Origin of the sequence: Rhodococcus sp. 05-2255-3B1, assembly GCF_002258545.1 — a bacterium.
Lineage (GTDB): Bacteria > Actinomycetota > Actinomycetes > Mycobacteriales > Mycobacteriaceae > Rhodococcoides.
This window is the reverse complement of sequence record NZ_NOZC01000007.1, coordinates 650,460-670,892: the sequence shown is the minus strand read 5'-3', so window position 1 is coordinate 670,892 and position 20,433 is coordinate 650,460. Positions and strand designations below refer to the sequence as shown.

General features: G+C 64.9%; 18 protein-coding genes. 7 read left to right on the top strand and 11 right to left on the bottom strand.

Going from position 1 to position 20,433, the window contains the following annotated elements; translation table 11 throughout:
• Positions 1–52: 52 nt before the first annotated feature.
• Entirely contained in the window at positions 53–613 is a 561-nt protein-coding gene (locus tag CH249_RS07440) for a TetR family transcriptional regulator (RefSeq protein WP_094681662.1), read from the top strand.
• Positions 614–618: 5 nt separating this feature from the next.
• On the opposite strand, the gene CH249_RS07435 is transcribed toward CH249_RS07440, so the two are convergent.
• Genes CH249_RS07435 through CH249_RS07425 form a run of 3 tightly spaced genes read right to left on the bottom strand, consistent with a single transcriptional unit; the run spans position 619 to position 4,690 of the window.
• Complete coding sequence (locus CH249_RS07435) at positions 619–2,325, bottom strand: glycerol-3-phosphate dehydrogenase/oxidase (protein ID WP_032395443.1); 1,707 nt, start codon at positions 2,323–2,325, stop codon at positions 619–621.
• Positions 2,322–3,839 carry a glycerol kinase GlpK gene (gene glpK, locus CH249_RS07430; protein WP_045198146.1) on the bottom strand — a complete coding sequence of 506 codons (1,518 nt, stop codon included), beginning with the start codon at positions 3,837–3,839 and terminating at the stop codon, positions 2,322–2,324. Before glpK ends, CH249_RS07435 begins: the two co-directional genes overlap by 4 nt.
• Positions 3,836–4,690, bottom strand: coding sequence for an MIP/aquaporin family protein (locus tag CH249_RS07425; protein WP_094631967.1), 855 nt, complete (start codon positions 4,688–4,690; stop codon positions 3,836–3,838). Before CH249_RS07425 ends, glpK begins: the two co-directional genes overlap by 4 nt.
• Before the next feature lie 121 nt (positions 4,691–4,811).
• Here CH249_RS07425 and CH249_RS07420 point away from each other — a divergent pair, with 121 nt between their 5' ends.
• From CH249_RS07420 to CH249_RS07400, 5 genes are all read left to right on the top strand, one after another.
• Entirely contained in the window at positions 4,812–5,795 is a 984-nt protein-coding gene (locus tag CH249_RS07420; RefSeq protein ID WP_094631965.1) for a sugar-binding transcriptional regulator, read from the top strand.
• A gap of 128 nt (positions 5,796–5,923) precedes the next feature.
• Positions 5,924–7,189 (top strand): DUF6745 domain-containing protein, encoded by a 1,266-nt coding sequence (locus tag CH249_RS07415; RefSeq protein ID WP_256988170.1) that lies wholly within the window; start codon positions 5,924–5,926, stop codon positions 7,187–7,189.
• Between the two features lie 61 nt (positions 7,190–7,250).
• Complete coding sequence (locus tag CH249_RS07410) at positions 7,251–7,706, top strand: hypothetical protein (protein WP_094646523.1); 456 nt, start codon at positions 7,251–7,253, stop codon at positions 7,704–7,706.
• A gap of 130 nt (positions 7,707–7,836) precedes the next feature.
• Entirely contained in the window at positions 7,837–9,168 is a 1,332-nt protein-coding gene (locus CH249_RS07405; protein WP_045198138.1) for an MCE family protein, read from the top strand.
• Between the two features lie 67 nt (positions 9,169–9,235).
• Entirely contained in the window at positions 9,236–9,595 is a 360-nt protein-coding gene (locus CH249_RS07400; protein ID WP_094681661.1) for an STAS domain-containing protein, read from the top strand.
• Here the strand turns inward: CH249_RS07400 and CH249_RS07395 are convergent.
• A complete protein-coding gene (locus tag CH249_RS07395) occupies positions 9,572–10,720 on the bottom strand; it encodes a PP2C family protein-serine/threonine phosphatase (RefSeq protein ID WP_094631960.1) in 1,149 nt (382 codons plus the stop codon). The two genes, CH249_RS07400 and CH249_RS07395, sit on opposite strands and share 24 nt — an antisense overlap.
• Entirely contained in the window at positions 10,717–11,517 is an 801-nt protein-coding gene (locus tag CH249_RS07390) for an alpha/beta fold hydrolase (RefSeq protein ID WP_094681660.1), read from the bottom strand. The genes CH249_RS07395 and CH249_RS07390 overlap by 4 nt, the downstream gene beginning before the upstream one ends.
• 86 nt (positions 11,518–11,603) lie before the next feature.
• Between CH249_RS07390 and CH249_RS07385 the strand changes: the two genes are divergently transcribed.
• Positions 11,604–12,656, top strand: a complete 1,053-nt coding sequence (locus CH249_RS07385) for an NAD(P)H-binding protein (RefSeq protein ID WP_179273165.1) — start codon at positions 11,604–11,606, stop codon at positions 12,654–12,656.
• Here the strand turns inward: CH249_RS07385 and CH249_RS07380 are convergent.
• The 6 genes from CH249_RS07380 to CH249_RS07355 form a co-directional block, all read right to left on the bottom strand.
• Positions 12,653–14,137 (bottom strand): amidase, encoded by a 1,485-nt coding sequence (locus CH249_RS07380; RefSeq protein WP_094681712.1) that lies wholly within the window; start codon positions 14,135–14,137, stop codon positions 12,653–12,655. The two genes, CH249_RS07385 and CH249_RS07380, sit on opposite strands and share 4 nt — an antisense overlap.
• Positions 14,138–14,179: 42 nt before the next feature.
• Positions 14,180–15,382 (bottom strand): MFS transporter, encoded by a 1,203-nt coding sequence (locus CH249_RS07375; protein WP_094681658.1) that lies wholly within the window; start codon positions 15,380–15,382, stop codon positions 14,180–14,182.
• 140 nt (positions 15,383–15,522) lie between these two features.
• On the bottom strand, positions 15,523–16,698 hold the full coding sequence (locus CH249_RS07370) for a 4-hydroxybenzoate 3-monooxygenase (protein WP_094646519.1): 1,176 nt from the start codon (positions 16,696–16,698) through the stop codon (positions 15,523–15,525).
• A 66-nt stretch (positions 16,699–16,764) separates the two neighbouring features.
• On the bottom strand, positions 16,765–17,517 hold the full coding sequence (locus CH249_RS07365) for an IclR family transcriptional regulator (protein WP_094681711.1): 753 nt from the start codon (positions 17,515–17,517) through the stop codon (positions 16,765–16,767).
• Positions 17,518–17,610: 93 nt separating this feature from the next.
• A complete protein-coding gene (locus tag CH249_RS07360; protein ID WP_094681657.1) occupies positions 17,611–19,113 on the bottom strand; it encodes a carboxyl transferase domain-containing protein in 1,503 nt (500 codons plus the stop codon).
• On the bottom strand, positions 19,110–20,309 hold the full coding sequence (locus CH249_RS07355) for a CaiB/BaiF CoA-transferase family protein (protein ID WP_032395453.1): 1,200 nt from the start codon (positions 20,307–20,309) through the stop codon (positions 19,110–19,112). The genes CH249_RS07360 and CH249_RS07355 overlap by 4 nt, the downstream gene beginning before the upstream one ends.
• Positions 20,310–20,433: the final 124 nt, after the last annotated feature.

The following is a 20,433-nucleotide window of genomic DNA, read 5'->3' as shown; positions in this document are numbered from 1 at the left end:
CGATAGACCCGCCGAGCACCGTGGTCAACGGTCGTTGACTTAGGCTACGGAGATGACCGAACGACAACCTCGATCCGCGACCGCCACCCGAGCTCGCATTCTCGACGCAGCCCGCGCCCAATTCGCGGCCGACGGCTACGACCGCACCACCATGCGATCCGTCGCCGCCACCGCGGGCGTCGACGCGGCGATGGTCGTCAGGTATTTCCGAACCAAGGAAGCGTTGTTCGCCGAGGCCGCCACGTTCGAACTCGACATTCCGGATCTGACCCACGTCCCACCGGAGCGCATTGCAGAAGTGTTGATGCCCAGGTTCTTCCAGGTCTGGGAGGAAGACGGAACGTTCCTCGCCCTGATGCGCGCTGCGGCTACCAATGCCGCGGCGGCAACGACCATGCAGCAGGTGTTCGCCACCCAGGTCGCGCCGGCGCTGGCCGCAGTCTCGCCAGATCGGTATGCGGAGCGGGCTGCCCTGGTGGGAACCCAGGTACTCGGTCTGGTGTTCGCACGCTACATCCTCGCGGTACCTCCATTGGCCGAGATGACCCACGAGCAGTTGGTTCGGTGGGTAGGACCGACACTGCGGCGCTACCTCACCGAACCACTCGACTGAGTAGGTCAGCTCACCCCGGCACGCACGTCCGGTGCCCCGAGACGGGCTGCATCAGCAGTGTCGTCATCGGGCTGTTGCTGCGAATCCCGTTCTGCCAGAACGCGAAGCCGATAGTGCTCGATCTCTTCGGCAACGTGCTGGTCGTCCCATCCCAGGATGGGTGCCACCAACCGGGCCACCTCGTCGGCCGCCGCTTCACCACGATCGGGAACCTCGATGGAGATGCGGGTACGACGCGTCAGAATATCTTCGAGGTGCCGCGCGCCTTCGTGACTCGCGGCATACACGGCCTCGGCCTTCAGGTACTCCGGCGCACTCTCGAGAGGCTCGCCGAGCTCGGGGTTGCCGTCGATCAAGTCCAACAACTCACCCATCAGAGTGCCGTACCGACCCAGCAGGTGCTCGACGCGTGAGACACGCATACCGGTGCGCTCGGCCGTCAGGGCACGGGAGTTGAACGCCCCGAGGTAGCCATCGGCGCCGACGAGCGGAATGTCCTCGGTGACGCACTTCGGTACCGTCCGCTCGAGCCCGTGCACTGCGGAATCGACTGCGTCCTTGGCCATCACGCGATAGGTGGTGTACTTGCCACCCGCGATCACCGTCAATCCGCGCACCGGACTGGACACCGCGTGCTCACGCGAGAGTGTGCTGGTGGAATCGGATTCACCGAACAGCAACGGTCGCAATCCCGCGTACACACCGACGACGTCGGTGCGGTCCAACGGATCGGCGAGCAGCTTGTTCACGTGGCCCAGGATGTAGTCGATGTCGCTCTGGCTCGCGGCCGGGTGAGCCAGATCGAGCTTCCAGTCGGTATCGGTCGTACCGATGATCCAATGACTTCCCCACGGAATGACGAACAGCAGACTCTTCTCGGTTCGCGTGATGATGCCGGTGGCACTGTTGATGCGATTGCGCGGCACCACCAGGTGCACACCCTTGGACGCGCGAACCTGGAATTGTCCACGCCCACCGACCATCTGCTGCACCTCGTCGGTCCAGACACCGGCGGCATTGATGACCTGCTTGGCCCGTACCTCGAAGGAGCGGCCCGTTTCGAGGTCGCTCGCCACGACGCCGACGACCTTGTCGTCCTCCCGCAGGAAGCCCGTGACGCGAGTGCTGTTGGCGCACAACGCACCGTAGGCGGCCGCCGTACGGGCGAGCATCATCGTGTGCCGAGCATCGTCGACCTGACCCTCGTAGAACTTCACCGCACCGCGGATCGCCGAGCGCTTGCCGGACGGGAAGGACTCGAGAGTCTTCTTCTTGCCGAGGTGCTTGTGATGACTCGGCACGCCGCGTCCGGCACCCATGACGTCGTACACGCCGATGCCGAGCCCGACGTACGGGCGGTCGATCACCTTCTCCAGCGGATAGATGAACGGCACCGGACGAGCGAGATGCGGGCAGAGCTTGTTCAGTACCAGCGAACGCTCCTTGAGCGCCTCGAACACCAACGCGAAGTTGAACTGCTCGAGGTAGCGCAGACCGCCGTGGAAGAGCTTGCTCGAGCGGCTGGACGTGCCGGCCGCGTAGTCACGCGCTTCGAGCAGACCGACCTTCAGGCCGCGTGTGACGGCGTCGAGTGCGGTGCCCGCGCCGACGACGCCGCCGCCGATCACCAGGATGTCGAGCTCTTCGGCTTCCATCCTCGCCAGCGCGTCGGCGCGCGACTGCGGGCTCAAAGCCGTTGTGGTGGAACTCATTCTTCATCAACCCAATCGAGAGTACGTGTTACTGCCTTCTTCCAGCCGGCGTAGAGCTTCGCCCGCTGGTTCTCGTCCATGGACGGCGTCCATGTCTTGTCCTCGGCCCAGTTCTGACGGATGTCGTCCTCGCTCTCCCAGTACCCGACGGCGAGGCCGGCCGCGTATGCCGCTCCGAGAGCGGTGGTTTCGGCCACGACAGGCCGAACCACGTCGACGTTCAGGATGTCGGACTGGAACTGCATCAGCAGCTCGTTGACCACCATGCCGCCGTCGACCTTGAGTACCTCCAGATCGACGCCGGAGTCTGCGTTCATGGCCTCGATCACCTCACGCGTCTGATACGCGGTGGCCTCGAGGACGGCGCGGGCCAGGTGTCCCTTGTTGACGAATCGCGTCAGTCCCACGATGGCACCGCGGGCGTCCGACCGCCAGTGTGGGGCGAAGAGACCGGAGAACGCGGGGACGAAGTAGGCACCGCCGTTGTCGTCCACCGACCGTGCGTCGGTCTCGATGTCGGCGGCCGAGGAGATCATGCCCAGGTTGTCGCGCAGCCACTGCACCAGCGAACCCGTCACGGCGATGGAACCCTCGAGCGCGTACACCGTCGGCTGGTCGCCGATCTTGTAGCAGACCGTGGTCAGCAGGCCGTTCTTGCTCATGACCTTTTCGGTGCCGGTGTTGAGGAGCACGAAATTGCCTGTGCCATAGGTGTTCTTGGCCTCGCCGGGAGACAGGCAGGCCTGCCCGAAGGTGGCTGCCTGCTGGTCGCCCAGGATGCCGGAAATCGGTACCCCGCGGAACGGACCGCGCTCACGGCCGGTGCCGTACACCTCGGAGCTCGAGCGAATCTCGGGCAACATCGACATCGGGATGTCCATGTCCGCACAGATCTGCTCGTCCCACTGCAACGTGTCGAGATCCATGAGCAGGGTACGCGAGGCGTTGGTCGGATCGGTGTAGTGCAGCCCACCGTCGGTTCCGCCGGTCATGTTCCACAGCACCCACGTGTCCATGTTGCCGAAACACAGTTCTCCCGCTTCGGCTTTGGCGCGTGCTCCGTCGACGTTGTCGAGGATCCACTTGACCTTGGGTCCGGAGAAGTAGGTCGCCAGGGGCAGCCCGGTCTTCGCGGTGTACTTGTTGGCGTCGCCCCCACCCAGTGCGGTGGCGATCCGATCGGTACGGGTGTCCTGCCAGACGATGGCGTTGTAGATCGGCTTGCCCGTCGCGCGCTCCCACACCAGCGCCGTCTCACGCTGGTTGGTGATGCCGACTGCGGCGATGTCCTCGCGCGTCAGATCGGCAGCGGCCATGGCACCGGCCGCGACGGCGCGCACGTTGTCCCAGATCTCCGACGCGTCGTGCTCGACCCAGCCGGCCTGCGGGAAGATCTGCTTGTGTTCCTTCTGATCGACCGCGACGACGGTACCGGCGTGATCGAAGATCATGCAGCGTGAGGACGTGGTTCCCTGATCGATCGCGGCGACGTACTTTCCTGCGAACTCGGTCATGGCTTCTCTCCTGTGGTCTGGGTGTCTGCTGGGAGTCGTGATGGCGGCTCGGGCGTCGAACCTTCGTCTTTGCGCAGGTTCTTACCGATGAGCAGGTCGTACAACAACACTCCTATCGGTCCGCCTACGAGAGGTCCGACGATCGGGACCCAGAAGTACAGGCCGCCGTATTGATCTCGCCAGGCTCCACCGTATCCGGTGATGTACGACGCCAGGCGAGGTCCGAAATCTCGGGCCGGATTGATCGCGTATCCGGCGTTGGTGGCCCATGCGAAGCCGATGGCGACCACGATGAGGCCGACGATCAGTGGAGCCATGTTGGCCATCGGCGCGGTGCCGAGCGAATCGGTCACTGCCACAATGAGGAACAGCAGGATCGCGGTGCCGATGATCTGGTCGATCAGTGCCGAGGAGACGCTGACGGGCAACGTTCCGTTGCCGGGAAGCGTCGAGAAGATCGTCTGGGTGGCGGTGGTGTGCCCGGGGTCGACTGCATTGATCATGTCGTTGTAGTTCCAGCGCACCAGCAGCGCGGCCACGAAGGCACCTGCGGTCTGCGCGAGGATGTAGGGCGCAACCATCTTCCAGCTGAATCCGCGGAAGAGTGCGAACGTGATCGTGACCGCGGGGTTGAGGTGCGCGCCGGTGATTCGACCGGCGACGTAGATGCCGAACATCACCCCCAGGCCCCATGCCCAGGCGATCGAGTCGTGGTCTCCGAGACTTCCCGATTCACCGCCCGAGACCACCTGCGCGACGACGCCGACGCCGAACAGAATGAGAATCATGGTTCCGGCGAACTCGGCAGCCATGTGCGCCGGCAGTCCCCATTCCGGTTCCTTACGAGCCATTGTGTAGCCTCCGCAAAGTTGGTGATGCACGCCACATTGCGTGCTGTTTGCCACGGTAGACGGCCTGCACTGCGTTGCACAGCTGATGCACATATGTGCAAATCGGTCGTACACTGCGACGGTGACGGACCCACGCATTGCGCCCGAATCGGATCTGCGGACCGGCCATGCCACCCAGGCAGCGCGCCTGTACTACTTCCAGGACATGACGATGGCGGCGATCGGCCGTGAGCTGGGCGTATCTCGCTCGACGGTCTCACGACTCATCACGTTCGCGCGGGCATCGGGACTGGTGGAAATCAAGATCTCCACCCCGCTCGGTCAAGCACCGCGAATCGAGCGTGCATTCGCCGATCTGTACGACATTCGTGCACATGTCGTCCCCGTGTCGGAAACCGTCGACGAATTGCAGCGCCTCGATCGCGTCGCCACCTTCGCGGGCCGATTGCTGACATCGTTCTTCGAATCCGACATGGTGATGGGCGTCGCCTGGGGAACCACCGTCAGCGCCGTCAGCCGCAAGCTCGCACCCAAACGAACCCACAACTCCACCGTCGTGCAGCTCAACGGCGCAGCGAACACCCGAACCACCGGAGTCTCCTACGCCACCGACATCGTCCGAACCTTTGCCGACGCCTACGGTGCTGTCGCGCAGGGATTTCCGGTGCCCGCCTTCTTCGACTACCCCGAAACCCGCCGACACCTGTGGCGCGAACGCAGCATCAAGCGAGTACTCGAACTACAGGATCGGATGAACCTCGCCGTGTTCAGCATCGGCGTCATGAGCGGTGCCGTTCCGAGTCACGTCTACAGCTCCGGCTACCTCGAGCGCGAGGATCGAGCCGAGCTCCAACGGGACGGTGTCGTGGGCGACATCGCCACCGTGTTCCTGCGCTCCGATGGCAGCCACGACCGAATTGCTTTGAACGACAGATCGAGTGGACCGAGCCTGGATCGGCTCAAGGTGGTTCCGCGCCGAGTCTGCATCGTCGCCGGAGCGTCCAAACTCGATGCCCTCACCGCAGCGCTGCGCGGCGGATTGATCACCGACCTCGTCATCGACGACATCAGCGCGGCCCAGTTGATCCTTCGCTCACGCGGCTGACCTACGTGAGCGGAACTTCGTAGCAGGGGTCGAAGTTTCGTGCACATGGGTGCCCTCTTGCGCTCATCCGATTCTCGTGTCACTCTTTTCTTCATGACAACCGGAAAGGCGGACACCGCCTCCCTCACGTGAGCGCCGTGCCGATGCCGTCGACATTTCCCCGTCGCGGCACATTCAGTGACAATCCCGATGAATACGCCGAGAGCATCAGTGCGGTCTGCGCGCAGCGCGATCGATGGCTCCGCTACGGCCTGAAGGCCGGCCCCTCCTATAGAACCGCGGCGGAATCAGCCGTGGCACACTTGTATCAAAGAGCCGGTTTCGACGCGCCCGAGTTCGTGTGGGTACCGTCCCCCGCTGCCGCCGCGTCCTTCGTCACGGCAGAGCAACTGGTGAACGAAATCCCCACGACCGCAGCAAAAGCCGAGAAGGCACCTGCACGCATCGCATCGTTGCTGTCGAATTCCCGTCGACGAATGGACGAGCGAATCGACAAGCGAAGAATCGAATGGCCGCGGTGGTACTTCCACCAGAATCCGAACATGCCGAGCGATCGAGAAGCGCGGATGACCGTTGCAACACGTTCACCGGAGGACGCGGCCCGAGCCGGCATCAGTCCCGATCCCATCATTCGCCGGACAGTGTGGGATTCGTTGCGCACCAGTCTGTTCGACGGTGTCGCTTCTGCGACGAGAAGCCTCGCTCAGCACTCGTTCGGCAGTATCACCTGGTACGGCCAGCAGGAAGCGCATCGCGTCGCCTACTACGACATCTATCGCACCTTTCACCTCGCCGCGTTCGAGCGCGAGGACAACGAGCTTCTCGACATTCAATCGGCCCTCGTCGAATCGACGGGATGGTGGTGGGCGTTCGACGACGTCGCAGTGATGTCCGAACGCCCCACAGCAGTGCACACCGAGCCGGTTCCCAATCCGGTGCACGGTGAAGTGCGCCTGCACAATTCGTCTTCTCCAGCAGTCGAGTTCGGTGACGGCAGCGGTGTCCATGTCCTGAACGGGACCGTGGTTCCCAAGTGGGTGATCCACGATCCGACGGTCGAGCGCATCACCGTCGAACGCAACGTCGAGATCCGACGGAGCGCCATCGAACGAATCGGTTGGGACAACTATCTCGACCGAGCCGGTTTGCGACTGGTCGACACCGACGCCGATCCGGGCAATCCCGGTTGCGCCCTGCAACTGTTCGCCACCCCGGCGGGCTGGGGCAGCGAGGGGCGAATCCTTCTCGCCGTCAACGGCTCTCGTGAACGCGACGGCGAGCGCCGACGCTACGGACTTCGCGTCCCCGGCGCGTTCTCGTCCGCGGTCGACGCCGCGGGCTGGACCTACGGCCTGGCCGGAGCCGACTACGGCCGGCTACTCCGCAGAACCTGACACCTCACCGCGACACCACATGCCGGCTACACACACCCCGACGACACCCAAGGTGACTCACATGAACTCGAACATCACACTGTCCGCACTGACCGACCTCACCGGCCTCGACGTATTCGACTATCTCGACAAGGAGATCTCCGTGCCCGTCATCGACGGCCTGCAAGCTCAAGGCGATCTGATCGTCGTTCCGTACGTACTGCTCGACGGCATAGTCGTCCCCACCGGCCAGACGCGACGCGAGAAGGTGCCGTTGACGGGAATCGAACTATTGCGCAGCGCCGCAGGCGGTAACCCCCACAGCCTGGTGGCCGACGGTGGCGTCTGCTCGTGGGCCAGTCCCGTGCACGACGTCCGAGGTCTGGCCCTGGGCATCCTGACCAACTCGCAGACGGCATACCTCATTCATCCCGAACACGGAGCCACCGGAATCGCGCCGGGGACATACGTCATCGGCCGGCAGCGAGAACGCGGACAGGGCGGCTGGTTCCATTCGACCCACTTGGTTGCCGACTGAGGATAGTGGTGCCCATCACATTTCTGCCGAAGTGCTAGGTCCATCTCACAAACCGATCTTCGGTAGTAAGTGTGACGTTGTGTACCACTAAGGTTCGCGACATGGCTGCTGTTGTCGTCTCCACGGTCGCATGACCGGCTCCCCCTCGCCGGTCCAGAACCGACTCCTCGGAATCGCCCTTGTCCTGCTCATCGTCATGTTCGTCGGGTGGAGCGTCACCTCGTACAACAAGACGTTCGAGGACGTGGTGACGGTGTCGCTCGAGACCGACAGCGTCGGCAACGCGCTTCCCCGCAATGCGGATGTGAAGGTTCGCGGCATGATCGTCGGCGAAGTCCGCTCGGCGACGACGGCCGATGGCGTCGTCACCTCGGAGTTGGCCATCGAGCCGGACATGGCCGAGATGATTCCGTCGAACGCCACTGCGCGACTGCTGCCGAAGACGTTGTTCGGGGAGCGGTACGTCGCACTGGTCCTGCCCGAGGGTAAGCCAGCGTCCGCGATCACCGAGGGCACCGTGCTGAAGCAGGATCGCAGCGGTAACGCCATCGAGGTCGGGCAGGTACTCGACGGCCTGTTGCCGCTGCTCCAGGCGGTGCCGCCGGAGGACCTGTCGAACACCCTCGGTGCGTTGGCTCAGGGACTGAGCGGGCGTGGTGAGCAGCTCGGTCTCACGATCGACAGACTCGAGAACATTTTTGCCGGCCTCAACACGGAGTTGCCCGCAATCCAGGAAGACCTGCGCGGGCTCGCCGATTTCTCGCAGACCTACGCCGACGCCGCTCCCGAGCTGATCAACGCACTGGACAACCTACGGACCACCGGCAATACCGTCGTCGAGAAGCGCCCGGCCCTCGAATCGCTGTACGCCTCGGTGACCTCGGCCTCGTCCACCACCGCCGATTTCCTCGACGCCAACTCCGCGAACGTCATCGGATTGGCCGCGAACTCGCGAGAGGCCCTCGAAGTCCTCGCCGAATTCTCGCCCGCGCTCGGTTGCACCGTCGCCCAGTTCGCCGAGGGGGCCAGGCGTGGACGGATCGTCACCGGAGTCGGCGACGAGTACCCCGGCATCAACGTCTCGATGCCGTTCGTCAACCCGAAGGGTCGGTACCTACCGAACCAGGACGAGCCGAGATTGTTCGAGCAGAACCGCGGCCCGACCTGCCCTACTCCCATCGAGCGCTCGACCGGCGAGTACTTCCCGCAGTATCCGGGCGGCTCCGCGAACGACGGCTCGTACCAGGTGCCGACTCGAAACCCCGGTGACCAGGACATTCCGACGCTGCCTGCACCGCAGCTCTCCCCCGTGCCCGCCTCGTATGCGAATTCGGTCACCGAGCAGCAGACCCTGGCCGTCGTCTACGGCGGGGCCACCGGAATCGACCCCGCCGCGGTGCCGTCCTGGACCACGACGGTCGGCGCTCCCGCGCTCAGAGGAACGCAGGTCACGTTCGAGTAGGACCAACTGATTGAATGGTCCGCATGCCCCGTCGACGAGCGCGGCGGGTAACGATTCAGGAGTGCAGATGTCAGCCGATACGAACACCGCCGGATTCTCCATCCAGTCCAGCAACGACGGCCGCGCGGCCGTCATCGCTGTCGCCGGTGAACTCGACGTCACCACGGCCCCCGCGTTGTCGAACGCGATCGACGCGCAGGTTTCCACCACGCCTGCCGCGTTGATCATCGATCTGAGCAAGGTCTCGTTCTTGGCCTCGGCTGCCATGACGGTGCTGGCATCGACGCAGAAGAACCACGGGGACAGCGTCGCCTTCTCGGTCGTCGCCGATGGGCCGACCACCAGCCGCCCGATCAAACTGATGGGTCTCGATCAGGAATTCGCGCTGCACGCAGATCTGGCGTCAGCCCTCGCCGCTCTCGACTGACGACACCCCCAGCGCCATCACTGCTGCATCGTCGGCCAATCCGTCGCCGAAGCTGTTCAGTAGGACTCGCAGATCCTCGACGATGATCGCTGCCGTCGCCGGGGCGTGGGCTGTCGCGAACTCGAGCAGCGCGCCCTCGTCGTCGTATCGACCCGTGCCCACCCGGGCCTCGGTCAAGCCGTCGGTGTAGAGCATCAGGGTGTCGCCTGCGCTCAACGTCACGGTGGCAGGCACGAAGCGGGCGGCACGCAGAATTCCGACGAGTTGCCCACCCGTCATGTGTACGTAGTGCGCGCTGCCGTCGGCCCGCATCACCAGCGGAGGTGGGTGACCGCCGCTGGCCATCGACACCTCGAATCCTCCGTCCGAGCGACTGAGCACCCCGAACACCGCGGTGCAGAACTGCGCATCGTTCTCGCGGAACTCCTGCCGCAGAACCGAGTCCAGGTTGTGCAGAACAGCGACCGGATCGTGGTCGTACACCGCGGCCGCGCGCAGGGTGTACCGCGTCAACGACGTCACGGCTGCGGCCGACGCACCCTTGCCGCACACGTCGCCGAGGAAGAATCCCCACCGGTCGTCCGACAGCGGGAACAGATCGTAGAAGTCTCCGCCCACCTCGTCGCTCGATGCCGCGTGATAGTGCGCGGCAGCGGTCATTCCCGACGGCGGCAGCAGGGCAGGCGGCAGCAACGACCGCTGCAGGGTCTTCGCCAGCAGCTCCGCTCGAGTTCGGGACTCGAGCAACTCGCGTTCGTAGGTGCGACGGTCCCTGGCGTCGAGCGCGGTGATGCGAATCAGTACCGGCGCACCCGTCTCGTCGGTCTTGACGTTCGCGGTCATGAACACGGGCAGCCGTCGCCGATCGGACGTCACGAAATCGATCGCGATGCCGTCGAGCTGGCCGTACATCCGCAGAATCGGACCGAAATGGGTCTCGTAGTGAATCCGGCCACCAGCGGTGAGGAGTTGGGTGAAGTCGGTACCGATCAAGGCGTCGACCTCGAATCCCAGCCAGTTCGCCAGCGTCGAGTTCAGTCTCACGATCCGCATGTCCGGCAGCACCGAGAGGTAGCCGCACGGCGCGTTCTCGTACAGGTCCTCGATGTCGAGTTCGTGGATCACGACGATCTCACGAAGGTCGCAATCGCCTCGGCGGTCTGTTCGGGCTGGGTGACGTGCGGGCAGTGCCCACTGGCGTCGAGGGTCTGCAGGGTGCTGCCGGCGATGTGTTCGTGGACGTATCTGCCGACCTGAGGCGGTGCCAGCGAATCCCGAGCACAGTCGACGATCATCGTGGGCAGGGCGACCCCGGCCAGATCGGCGCGATTGTCGGACAGGAAGGTGGTACGGGCGAACACCCGTGCGCACTCGGGATCGGTTCGGCAGAAGCTCGCGGTCCACATGTTCTCGAGATCCGGCCGATCCGGTGCGTTCACCACGATCGTTGCCATCGACGCGGACCACCCGAGATAGTTGCTGTCCAACGACTCGAGCAACTCGTCGATGTCCTCGCGGCTGAAGCCACCCCGGTAGTCACCGTCGTCGATGTATCGGGGGGACGGCGTCAGGAGAAAGAGTTTGGAGAATCGCTCGGGAGCCGCCTGGACCGCGAGAACACCCATCATCGACGCCACCGAATGCCCCACGAACGTCACATCGTGCAGATCGAATTCCTCGGCGATGTCGACGATGTCGCGGGCGTAGGCCTCCAGCGGCGCGTACTTGTCGGCATCCCACGCCGCGGGGTCCGAGGCTCCCGACCCGACGTGATCGAAGAGCACGACCGAGAAGTTCGGAGCCAGGATATCGGTCACCGAACGCCACAGCGTCTGGTCGCAACCGAAACCGTGAGCCAGCATCACCACGGGCCCGTCGGCAGCCCCCACGACCCTGACGTTGTTCCTGATGCGCGCACTCACCCGCACAGTCTGCCATCTGCTTCCGACACCGGGGAGTGAGACTGCTCCGACGGGGTATGGCCTGTTTCTACAGAAACGAGAAAGTCATGCGAGTGCTGGTCACCGGCGCAACCGGATACATCGGGTCTCGGCTGATCCCGGTCCTGCTCGAACAGGGTCACGACGTGCACGCTGCGATGCGCGATCCGAGCAAGAAATCGCGCTTCGCCTGGGGCGCTCACGTCACCGCCGTGCACTTCGACCTCGACGAGCACGAGACCTTCGACACCGCGACCGAGAATATCGACGCGGTCGTGTACCTCGTGCATTCGATGGACGAGGGCGACTTCGTCGAGAAGGATCGGCATGCCGCGCAGGCCATGGCCGCCGCGGCCGAACGCAACGGTGTGCGCCGGATCGTCTACCTCTCCGGACTCATTCCCGACGACGGCACGCCGCTCTCGGATCACCTGCGCTCTCGCCTGCAGGTAGAGGAGACGTTCCTCGACAGTTCCGTCGATGCCACCGCGCTGCGGGCGGCCATCATTCTCGGTTCCGGATCGACGTCGTTCGAGTTGGTGCGACGGATGACCGAGCGCCTGCCGCTCACGCCCATCCCGACGTGGATGCGCAGGCAGGTCCAGCCCATCGCCGTCGTCGACGTGGTCGCCATCATCGCCCGCGCTCTCGGCGACACCGCACGCCCGGGAACGTTCGACATCGGCGGAACCGAGACGATGAGCTACCCCGAACTACTGCAGGCGTACGGCAACGTCGCCGGTCTGCGTCGCATACAGATTCCGGTACCGCTGTTGCCGACCGGTCTGGTGGGGCGTGCCGTCGCCAAGATCACCGCCATGCCTGCCGGCACGGTGATCTCGTTGGTCGACAGCCTCACCCACGACATGGTGGTGCGCCGCGGGAACGCAGCAACAGAGGTGTTCGCCGAGCCCGATACGTCGCTGATGAGCGTCCGAGAGGCCCTCGAGCGTTCGATCACCGTCACCGCCGAGGAGGGCACCGATGCCCACGCCGATCCCCAGGCTGCCGCCGACACCGATCCCGAGTGGGCAGGCGGAGTCGTCGATATCGTCGACGGCCATGTGCGGCAACGCCCGTCGGGCATCGTCGGAAAGGCTCTGCTCGGAGTGACCCGCTAACCGATATCGGCGTAGCGGTGGGCCCACGGCACGGCTCGCTCCAACTGACCGGCCAGTTGGACGAGCAATGCCTCGCCGCCGAGGGGCGCGGTGAAGTGCGCGCCCCTCGGAAGACCCTCGGGGGTCCAGTGCACGGGAACCGACAGCGCCGGACGCCCGGTGACGTTTCCCAGCTGCGTGTAGGGAATCCATGAGATGTTGTCGTCGATCATCTGATCCACGATGCCGGTGTAGCGCAGGATTCCTGCAGTTCGGCTGCGCAGCAACAACTCCGATGCCAGCTCCAACGGCTTCGCGAGATCGAAGGCACCGATCTTCGGGGGGAGCTCCGCGAGAGTGGGCGTGAGCAACAGGTCGTAGGTCTCGAAGAAGGTGGCCAGCGCACGCACGTGCAGATGGCGACCTTCCACTGCTTCGAGGTAGTCGACACCACTGGCGGATCTGCCCAGCGCCGCCATGATGCGGGTGTCACGCTCGAATCTGTCGTCGCCGCAACCGGTTCTGCGTTTCACCTCGTCCATCTCCCACGCCAGGTAGGTGAACCAGGCCAGCAGGAATTCGCGGTTGAGATTCGCGTCGTCGTACGGTGGCGCGTCGAGAAGTTCGACGGTGTGGCCGAGATCGGTGAGTGCCTTCGCAGCCGACTCCATCGCGGCGACGGCCTGCGGGTGGGGCGACGGATTGACCGATGTCACAGCGTACATTCCGATGCGTAAAGGCTTGGGGTCCTTGCCCACTCGGGACAGGAACGTTCCGTCCGGACGCGCGGGCAGATAGCCGGACGTCGCCTCACCGCCCGCCAGCACGTCGAGCATCGCGGCGGTATCGCGCACCGACCGCGACACGACACCCTGCACTGCTGCCCCGTGCATGGGTTCACCGAACGTGGGGCCCGACGGCACCAGTCCGCGTCCCGGCTTGAGTCCGACCAGACCGCAGCACGACGCCGGAATCCGGATGGAACCGCCGCCGTCGTTGGCTCCCGCCACCGGGACGATGCCGGACGCCACCGCAGCGGCCGATCCACCCGACGATCCACCGGGAGTTCTGCTGCGATCCCATGGATTTCGAGTCGCGCCGTGCACCGCCGGTTCGGTGATTCCCTTCGCCCCGAATTCCGGAGTGTTGGTCTTACCGAAGATCACCAGGCCGGCATCGAGCCAGCGCTGCACCACCGTGGAATGCTCGGGCATCGGCAGGTTCGTCAACGCACGCGATCCACTCGATGTGGGCAGGCCTGCGTAGTCCTGCGAGAGATCCTTGATCAGGAACGGCACGCCGGCGAAGGGGCCCTGCAACGGTCGCGTCAGCTGGTCGTCGGCTTGCTCCCGCATCACCCGAATCACGGAATTGATCCGCGGATCGATCGATTCGACCTGCGCCAGTGCGCAATCGAGCAGTTCGCGCGGTGTCACATCTCCTGCGGCCACGAGACCGGCCAGACCGAGGCCGTCGTACTGGCGATACTCGTCGATGCGCATACCGGCCACAGTATCCGAGGCCATGTCGGCCTCGGTGCGGAATCAATGCCGCGAGTTCGACCCAGCGAGGGGCCGCAATGCCCCCATCACGATCAACGAACACGCCAGGAGCGCAGCGACCACGAGCAACGCTCGAAGTACGTCACCGTGCCCGCCGAGGAAGCCGATGAGGGGCGGACCTCCGAGAAAGGCGAAGTATCCGATGGAGGCGACCACACTGACGCGAGCGGCGGCAGCTGCCGGCTCGTCGGCCGCCGCACTCATGGCAACCGGGAAGCCGAGGGAGACGCCCGATCCCCACAGAAACGCGCCCAGAAACGCAAGCGGCACAAACGGACTGAGCACGAACAACAGCACGCCGACCACCGAGACGCCCGCGAGACCTCGCAGTACGACGACGCGACCGTACCTATCCAGCAGACCGTTGCCGAACCACCGCACCGCGGTCATGGCAACCAGGAACGTGGTGAACGCCAGGGTCCCGGCGACGGCCGATGCGTCGTATCCGTCGATCAATGCGATGTTGAGCCAATCGTTTCCGCTGCCCTCGGCAAACGCGAACGACAAGGCCACGACACCGATCAACAGGGTGCGCGGCTCCTTCCACCGAGCGAGGGCATGTGGCCGCGAGGTGTCGGGGGCGGGCTGTTCGGGTTCGGCGTCGGACTCGTTCAGAAAGTTACGGACTCCCCACGGGATGGCTCCGACGATCGCGGCTGCGACCGCCAGCAGATGCACCGTCACCGAGACGTTCAGCACCACCATCAGTGTTCCGATCAGGGCTCCCACCACGGTGCCCGCGCTGAAACCCGCGTGAAAGCGCGGCATGATCGATCGCCCGAGCCGTCGTTCGGCCACTGCGCCATGGACGTTCATGGCAACATCCCATGCGCCGTTGGCGAATCCGAGCACGAACAGCCCAAGAAGCAACGGCACCACACCGACGAGATAGCCGGTGGAGATGATGGTCAGACCGGCCGCGAGGACGACAGACATCACAGTCACCGTGAGCCGAGACCCGAAGCGGTTGATGATGATGCCGGACAGCGGCAGGGCGAGCAACGACCCGACGGCGATGGCCAGCAGCACGATGCCGAGTTGGGACGACGTGAGCTCGAGCCGGTCCCTCACCTGCGGAATGCGCGATGCCCAACTGGCGAAGGCGAAGCCGGCTCCGATGAACGCGATGTAGGTGGCCCGTACCGCGGTGGTCGTGCGCGCCGAGGTCGCGTCGATATCAGACACTGTGAATTACCCTGTTTCTCTCGCTGTTCCGCAAGGGTAACGAACGAGGGGCCGGCCGCAGCGATCGCCGCCGAACTCGAAGTTATGGATGGATTCCGGCCGAATTCTGTCCATAACTTCGAGTTCGACAGTCCACACGCTCAGAATCCGATGGGCAGTCCCGCATAGTTCTCCGCCAGTCCCGTTGCTCCTGCCTCGCTGGAGGCCACCCAACGCAACTGGGAGAGCTGCAACTGCGCGTCGAACGGATCGTCGCCGGTGTGCAGCATCGTCGTCATCCACCACGAGAAGTGCGTGCAGCGCCAGACGCGTCGGAGTGCGTCGTCACTGTAAGCATCGGCGGCACGGGAGTCGTTCTTGCCCAGCAACGATGTCAGCGCCGGGGCCAACAGGGCCACGTCGGCAACCGCGAGGTTGAGGCCCTTCGCTCCGGTCGGCGGCACGATGTGCGCGGCGTCGCCGGCCAGAAAGAGTCTGCCGTGTCGCATCGGCGTCTGCACGTAGCTGCGCATCGGCAGCACGCTCTTCTCGGTGATCGGTCCCGGTGTCAGCTCCCAGCCGTCCTGACCATGACCGAGCCTGCGTGCCAACGCATCCCAGATACGCTCGTCGGACCAGGTGGCGATGTCGGTGCCGTTCGGAACCTGCAGATACAGCCGGCTGACCGTCGACGATCGCATCGAGTGCATCGCGAATCCATCCTGATGCCAGGCGTAGATCAGCTCGTCCGTCGACGGTGCGACGTCGGCGAGCACCCCGAGCCAGGAGTAGGGGTACGTTCGCTCCCAGGTGTTACGCACCGAATCCGGCATCGCCGCGCGGCTCGGACCGAAGGAACCGTCGCATCCGGCGATGACGTCGGCGTCGATCCGCATCGATGTTCCCGACGCGTCGGTGAACGTGACGAACGGGGCGTCGGACTCCACGTCGTGCAACGCGGTGTCGGAGACGTCGTAGTAGATCTGTTGGCCCGCTTTCTCTCGGGCCGCAACGAGATCCTTCGTCACCTCGGTCTGCCCGTACACCCACACGCTTCGGTCCACCAGATCGCGAAAGTCGATGTGGTGTCGCTCTTCCGGCCACTGCAGATAGATTCCGCGGTGCTCGTGTCCTTCGCGATGCAACCGCTCGCCCAAGCCGTGGTCGTCGAGCAGCCGAACCGTCGAATGTTCGAGGATGCCTGCCCGGATTCGCGAGAGCACGTACTGCTGCGTGCGCGACTCGATCAGAACGGAGTCGATTCCCTGCTCCCCGAGCAGGTGGGACAGCAGCAGACCCGCGGGCCCTGCACCGATGATGGCGACCTGTGTACGCATGCATCGAGTACACCGCGCATGCGACCTCCGGACAAGAGGCAGTTTCCACTCAGCGGAAGCCCGCGTTCACCCCCGTAGAGTTCGCTCGATTCCTCGGGCCGCAACCTGCAGAGCTGCAACCAGTCTGGCGCGATCTCGACCGATGCTCGGAACCACGATTCCCAGTGCGGCCACCACCGTCTCGCTCTCGCCGCGGACGGGTACGGCCACCGAACACGCTCCCAGTGTCATCTCCTCGACCGTCTGCGCATACCCCTCGCGATGCACTCGGCGTAGTTCGCTGTCCAACTTTCCCGGGTGAGTCACCGTGTACGGGGTGATGCGGGCCAAGTTCCCGAGCACTCGGTCGTGCACCTCGCGCGGGGCGTAGGCCAGCAACACCTTTCCGACTCCGGTCGCGTACAACGGCAGACGGGCTCCGACCCGGCTGATCGCGGGCACCGACGCGTGTCCGGCCAACCTGTCGAGGTAGAGCACCTCGTCGCCGTCACGAATGGCCAGATGCACCGTGGCGAGCGTGGCTCCGTAGAGATCGTGCAGGAACGGCGACGCGATCTCGCGCAGGTCGGACTGATCCGGGGCCAACATACCCAGCTTCCACAGCCGACGTCCGACCACGAACTTGCCGTCGTCGCCGCGAACGAGTGCTCCCCAGTCGAGAAGCTCGTGCACCAAGCGGTGAGCCGTGGCGATGGGAAGACCTGCGCCGTCTGCCAATTCGGTCAATGTCAACGCAGGCTTCTGCTCGTCGAACACGCCGAGCAACGCCAGCAGTCGAGACGCCACCGAGACCCCCGGATCCCGCGCATTGCCCGCCACCTGCACGACGATAGCCTCCCCGGTCATCGCCGAGCTCGAAGTTATGGACGAATTTCAGCCGAAAGTCATCCACAACTTCGAGTTCGGCGGCCATCAGACCGCGGCAGCCGCGAAGCCGATTCTGTTGAAGCGCTTTTCGCGGGCGATCATCCGCATCGACGGATCCTGGGCGATCAGGTCGGCGAGCTCCCGGTGCAGCACCGCACCCACCCGGTCGCAGAACTGCTGCGATTCGTCCGCCGCGTCGGGCAGCTCGGGAATGATGATGTCGACGACGCCGGCTCGGAAGAGATCGAGCGACCGTACTCCCTGCTTGGTGGCCATCTCGGCCGCATGAGCAGTGTCCCGATGCACGATGGCCGACGCACCCTCGGGCGGCAGCGGCGAGAGCCACGCGTGTTGAGCAGCAAGAACGCGATCGGCGGGCACCAGTGCCAGAGCGCCACCGCCCGTCCCCTGCCCCAACAGCAACGACAGCGTCGGTGTTTCGAGGTCGACCATGTCCGCGATGCACCGAGCGATCTCTCCCGCGAGACCGCCTTCCTCCGCCTCCTTCGACAGCGCCGCGCCCGCGGTGTCGATGACGGTGACGAGCGGAAGCTTGAGATCCTGTGCCAGACGCATACCGCGTCGGGCCTCGCGAAGCGCTGCGGGACCGAGCGGGGTCCTGGTCGTCTGCCCACGTCGATCCTGCCCGAGCAGTACGCACGGCATGTCGCCGAACCGAACGAGGGCCAGAATCAGGCCAGGATCCGACTCTCCCTGCCCGGTTCCGTTGAGCGGCAGCACATCTGCTGCGGTGCTGAACAGCAACTCGCGCACGCCGGGACGATCGTTCCTACGGGAGGCCAGTATCGACGTCCACGCGGGCACGTCCTCGATCGTCCATTCGAGCGCCTCGACGGTGCGGGGCCGACACGACGGGATGTCGGTCATGATGCGCAGCGCCCGATCGACGATTTCGCCGAGCTGCTCGGGCGGGCGGATGGCGTCGATGAGCCCGTGGGCCTGGAGGTTCTCCGACGTCTGCACGCCCGTGGGGAATTTCGCGTCGTAGAGGGCCTCGTAGACGCGAGGCCCGAGGAAGCCGACGAGGGCACCGGGCTCGGCGACGGTGACGTGTCCGAGCGATCCCCAGGACGCGAAGACTCCACCGGTGGTGGGATGCCGCAGGTAGACGATGTACGGCAGGTTCGCCGCCTTGTGCGCAGTGATCGCGGCGGTGATCTTGACCATCTGGAGGAACGCGACGGTACCCTCCTGCATGCGGGTTCCGCCGGAGGTCGGCAACGCGAGCAGCGGCAACCGCTCGTCCGTCGACCGGTGCACGGCGGTGACGAGCCGTTCACCCGCCGCAACCCCGATCGAGCCGGCCAGAAATGCGAACTCGCCGAGCAGGATTGCGACCTTGCGGCCCCGAATCGTCGCGGACCCGGTGAGGACGGATTCGTCGAGACCGGTCTTCTCACGGGCCGCCGCGAGTTCGCTCGCGTACTGGTCGTCGATGACGTAGTCCGCGGTCGGGGTGTCCCAGGAGTCGAAGCTGCCGGGATCGATCACCAGATCGAGCAGTTCGAGGGCGGTCATTCTGGTCATCGGATCGCTTCTTTCAGCCAGTCGCGGACGAGCTCGTCGTCGGCACCGAGTACCGGCGGAGCCAGATGATTGGTTTCGGTGACCTCGGTGCCGTCGGATTCGAAGAAGCGCAGCGGCGGCCCCGGAAGAGTGACCGTGCCCAACGTCGCGTGCTCGACGTCGACCAGCAGGCCTTGAGACTTGGTCTGCTCCCACTCGTACACCTCCTGCACGTTGCGCACTTTGCCTGCGGGAACACCGATCTCGTCGAGAAGGGCCAGCAGCGGTTCGGTGTCGTAGGTGCGGAAGATCTTGGAGACGAGTTCGATGACGTCGTCGCGACTGTCGACGCGTTGTGGGTTGGTGGCCATGCCTTCGAGATCGGGGTCGATACCGAAGCCCTCGCAGAACCGATGCCACAGGCCCTCGCTACCGACGGAGATCTGCACTGCGCCATCCGAGGTCGGAAACAATCCGTACGGGCAGATCGATGGGTGATGGTTGCCCTGCGCCGTGCCGATCTCGCCGGCAACGGTCCACTTGGTGCCCTGGAAGGCGTGTACTCCGACGACGCTGGCGAGCAAGGAGGTACGGACGACCTTGCCGCGTCCGGTGCGGTCGCGTTCACGCAGTGCGGCGAGAACGCCGAAGGCCCCGTACATTCCGGCCAGCAGGTCGGCGATGGGAACGCCGACGCGTTGGACGTCCTCGGGACCGGAGCCGGTGAACGACATCAGCCCGGCCTCACCCTGGGCGATCTGGTCGTAGCCGGAGCGGCCACCCTCGGGGCCGTCGTGACCGAATCCGCTGATCGACAGCACGACAGTGCGCGGGTTGATCTCGGCGATGCGTTCGGGCGAGAAGCCGAGGCGGTCGAGCACTCCGGTGCGAAAGTTCTCGAGCAGCACGTCGGCTCGTTCGATCATGTGCTCCAACGCTTCTCGGCCGTCGTCGGTCTTGAGATCGAGTGCGATGGATCGCTTGTTGCGGTTGGCCGAGAGGAAGTAGGTCGACTCACGTTCGGCGTCGCGCGGAGTGACGAAGGGGGGACCCCAGACTCGGGTGTCGTCGCCGCCTTTGGGGGTCTCGACCTTGATGATGTCTGCGCCGAGGTCGCCGAGCATCATGGCCGCGTGCGGGCCCGCCAGGGCACGGGTCAGATCGACCACCACGGTGCCTTCGAGCGGTCCGGTTCTGCCTGTCGTGTTGAGGGGCATCGAATTGATCCTTACGTCGAAGCGAGGTGGGAGCCGGACCCGAAGTCCGATTGGATGACTGGGCTAGTGGCCTAGCCAATTCCATTGGACCAGCGAACCTCAGAGAAGTCAAGTAACGATGTGC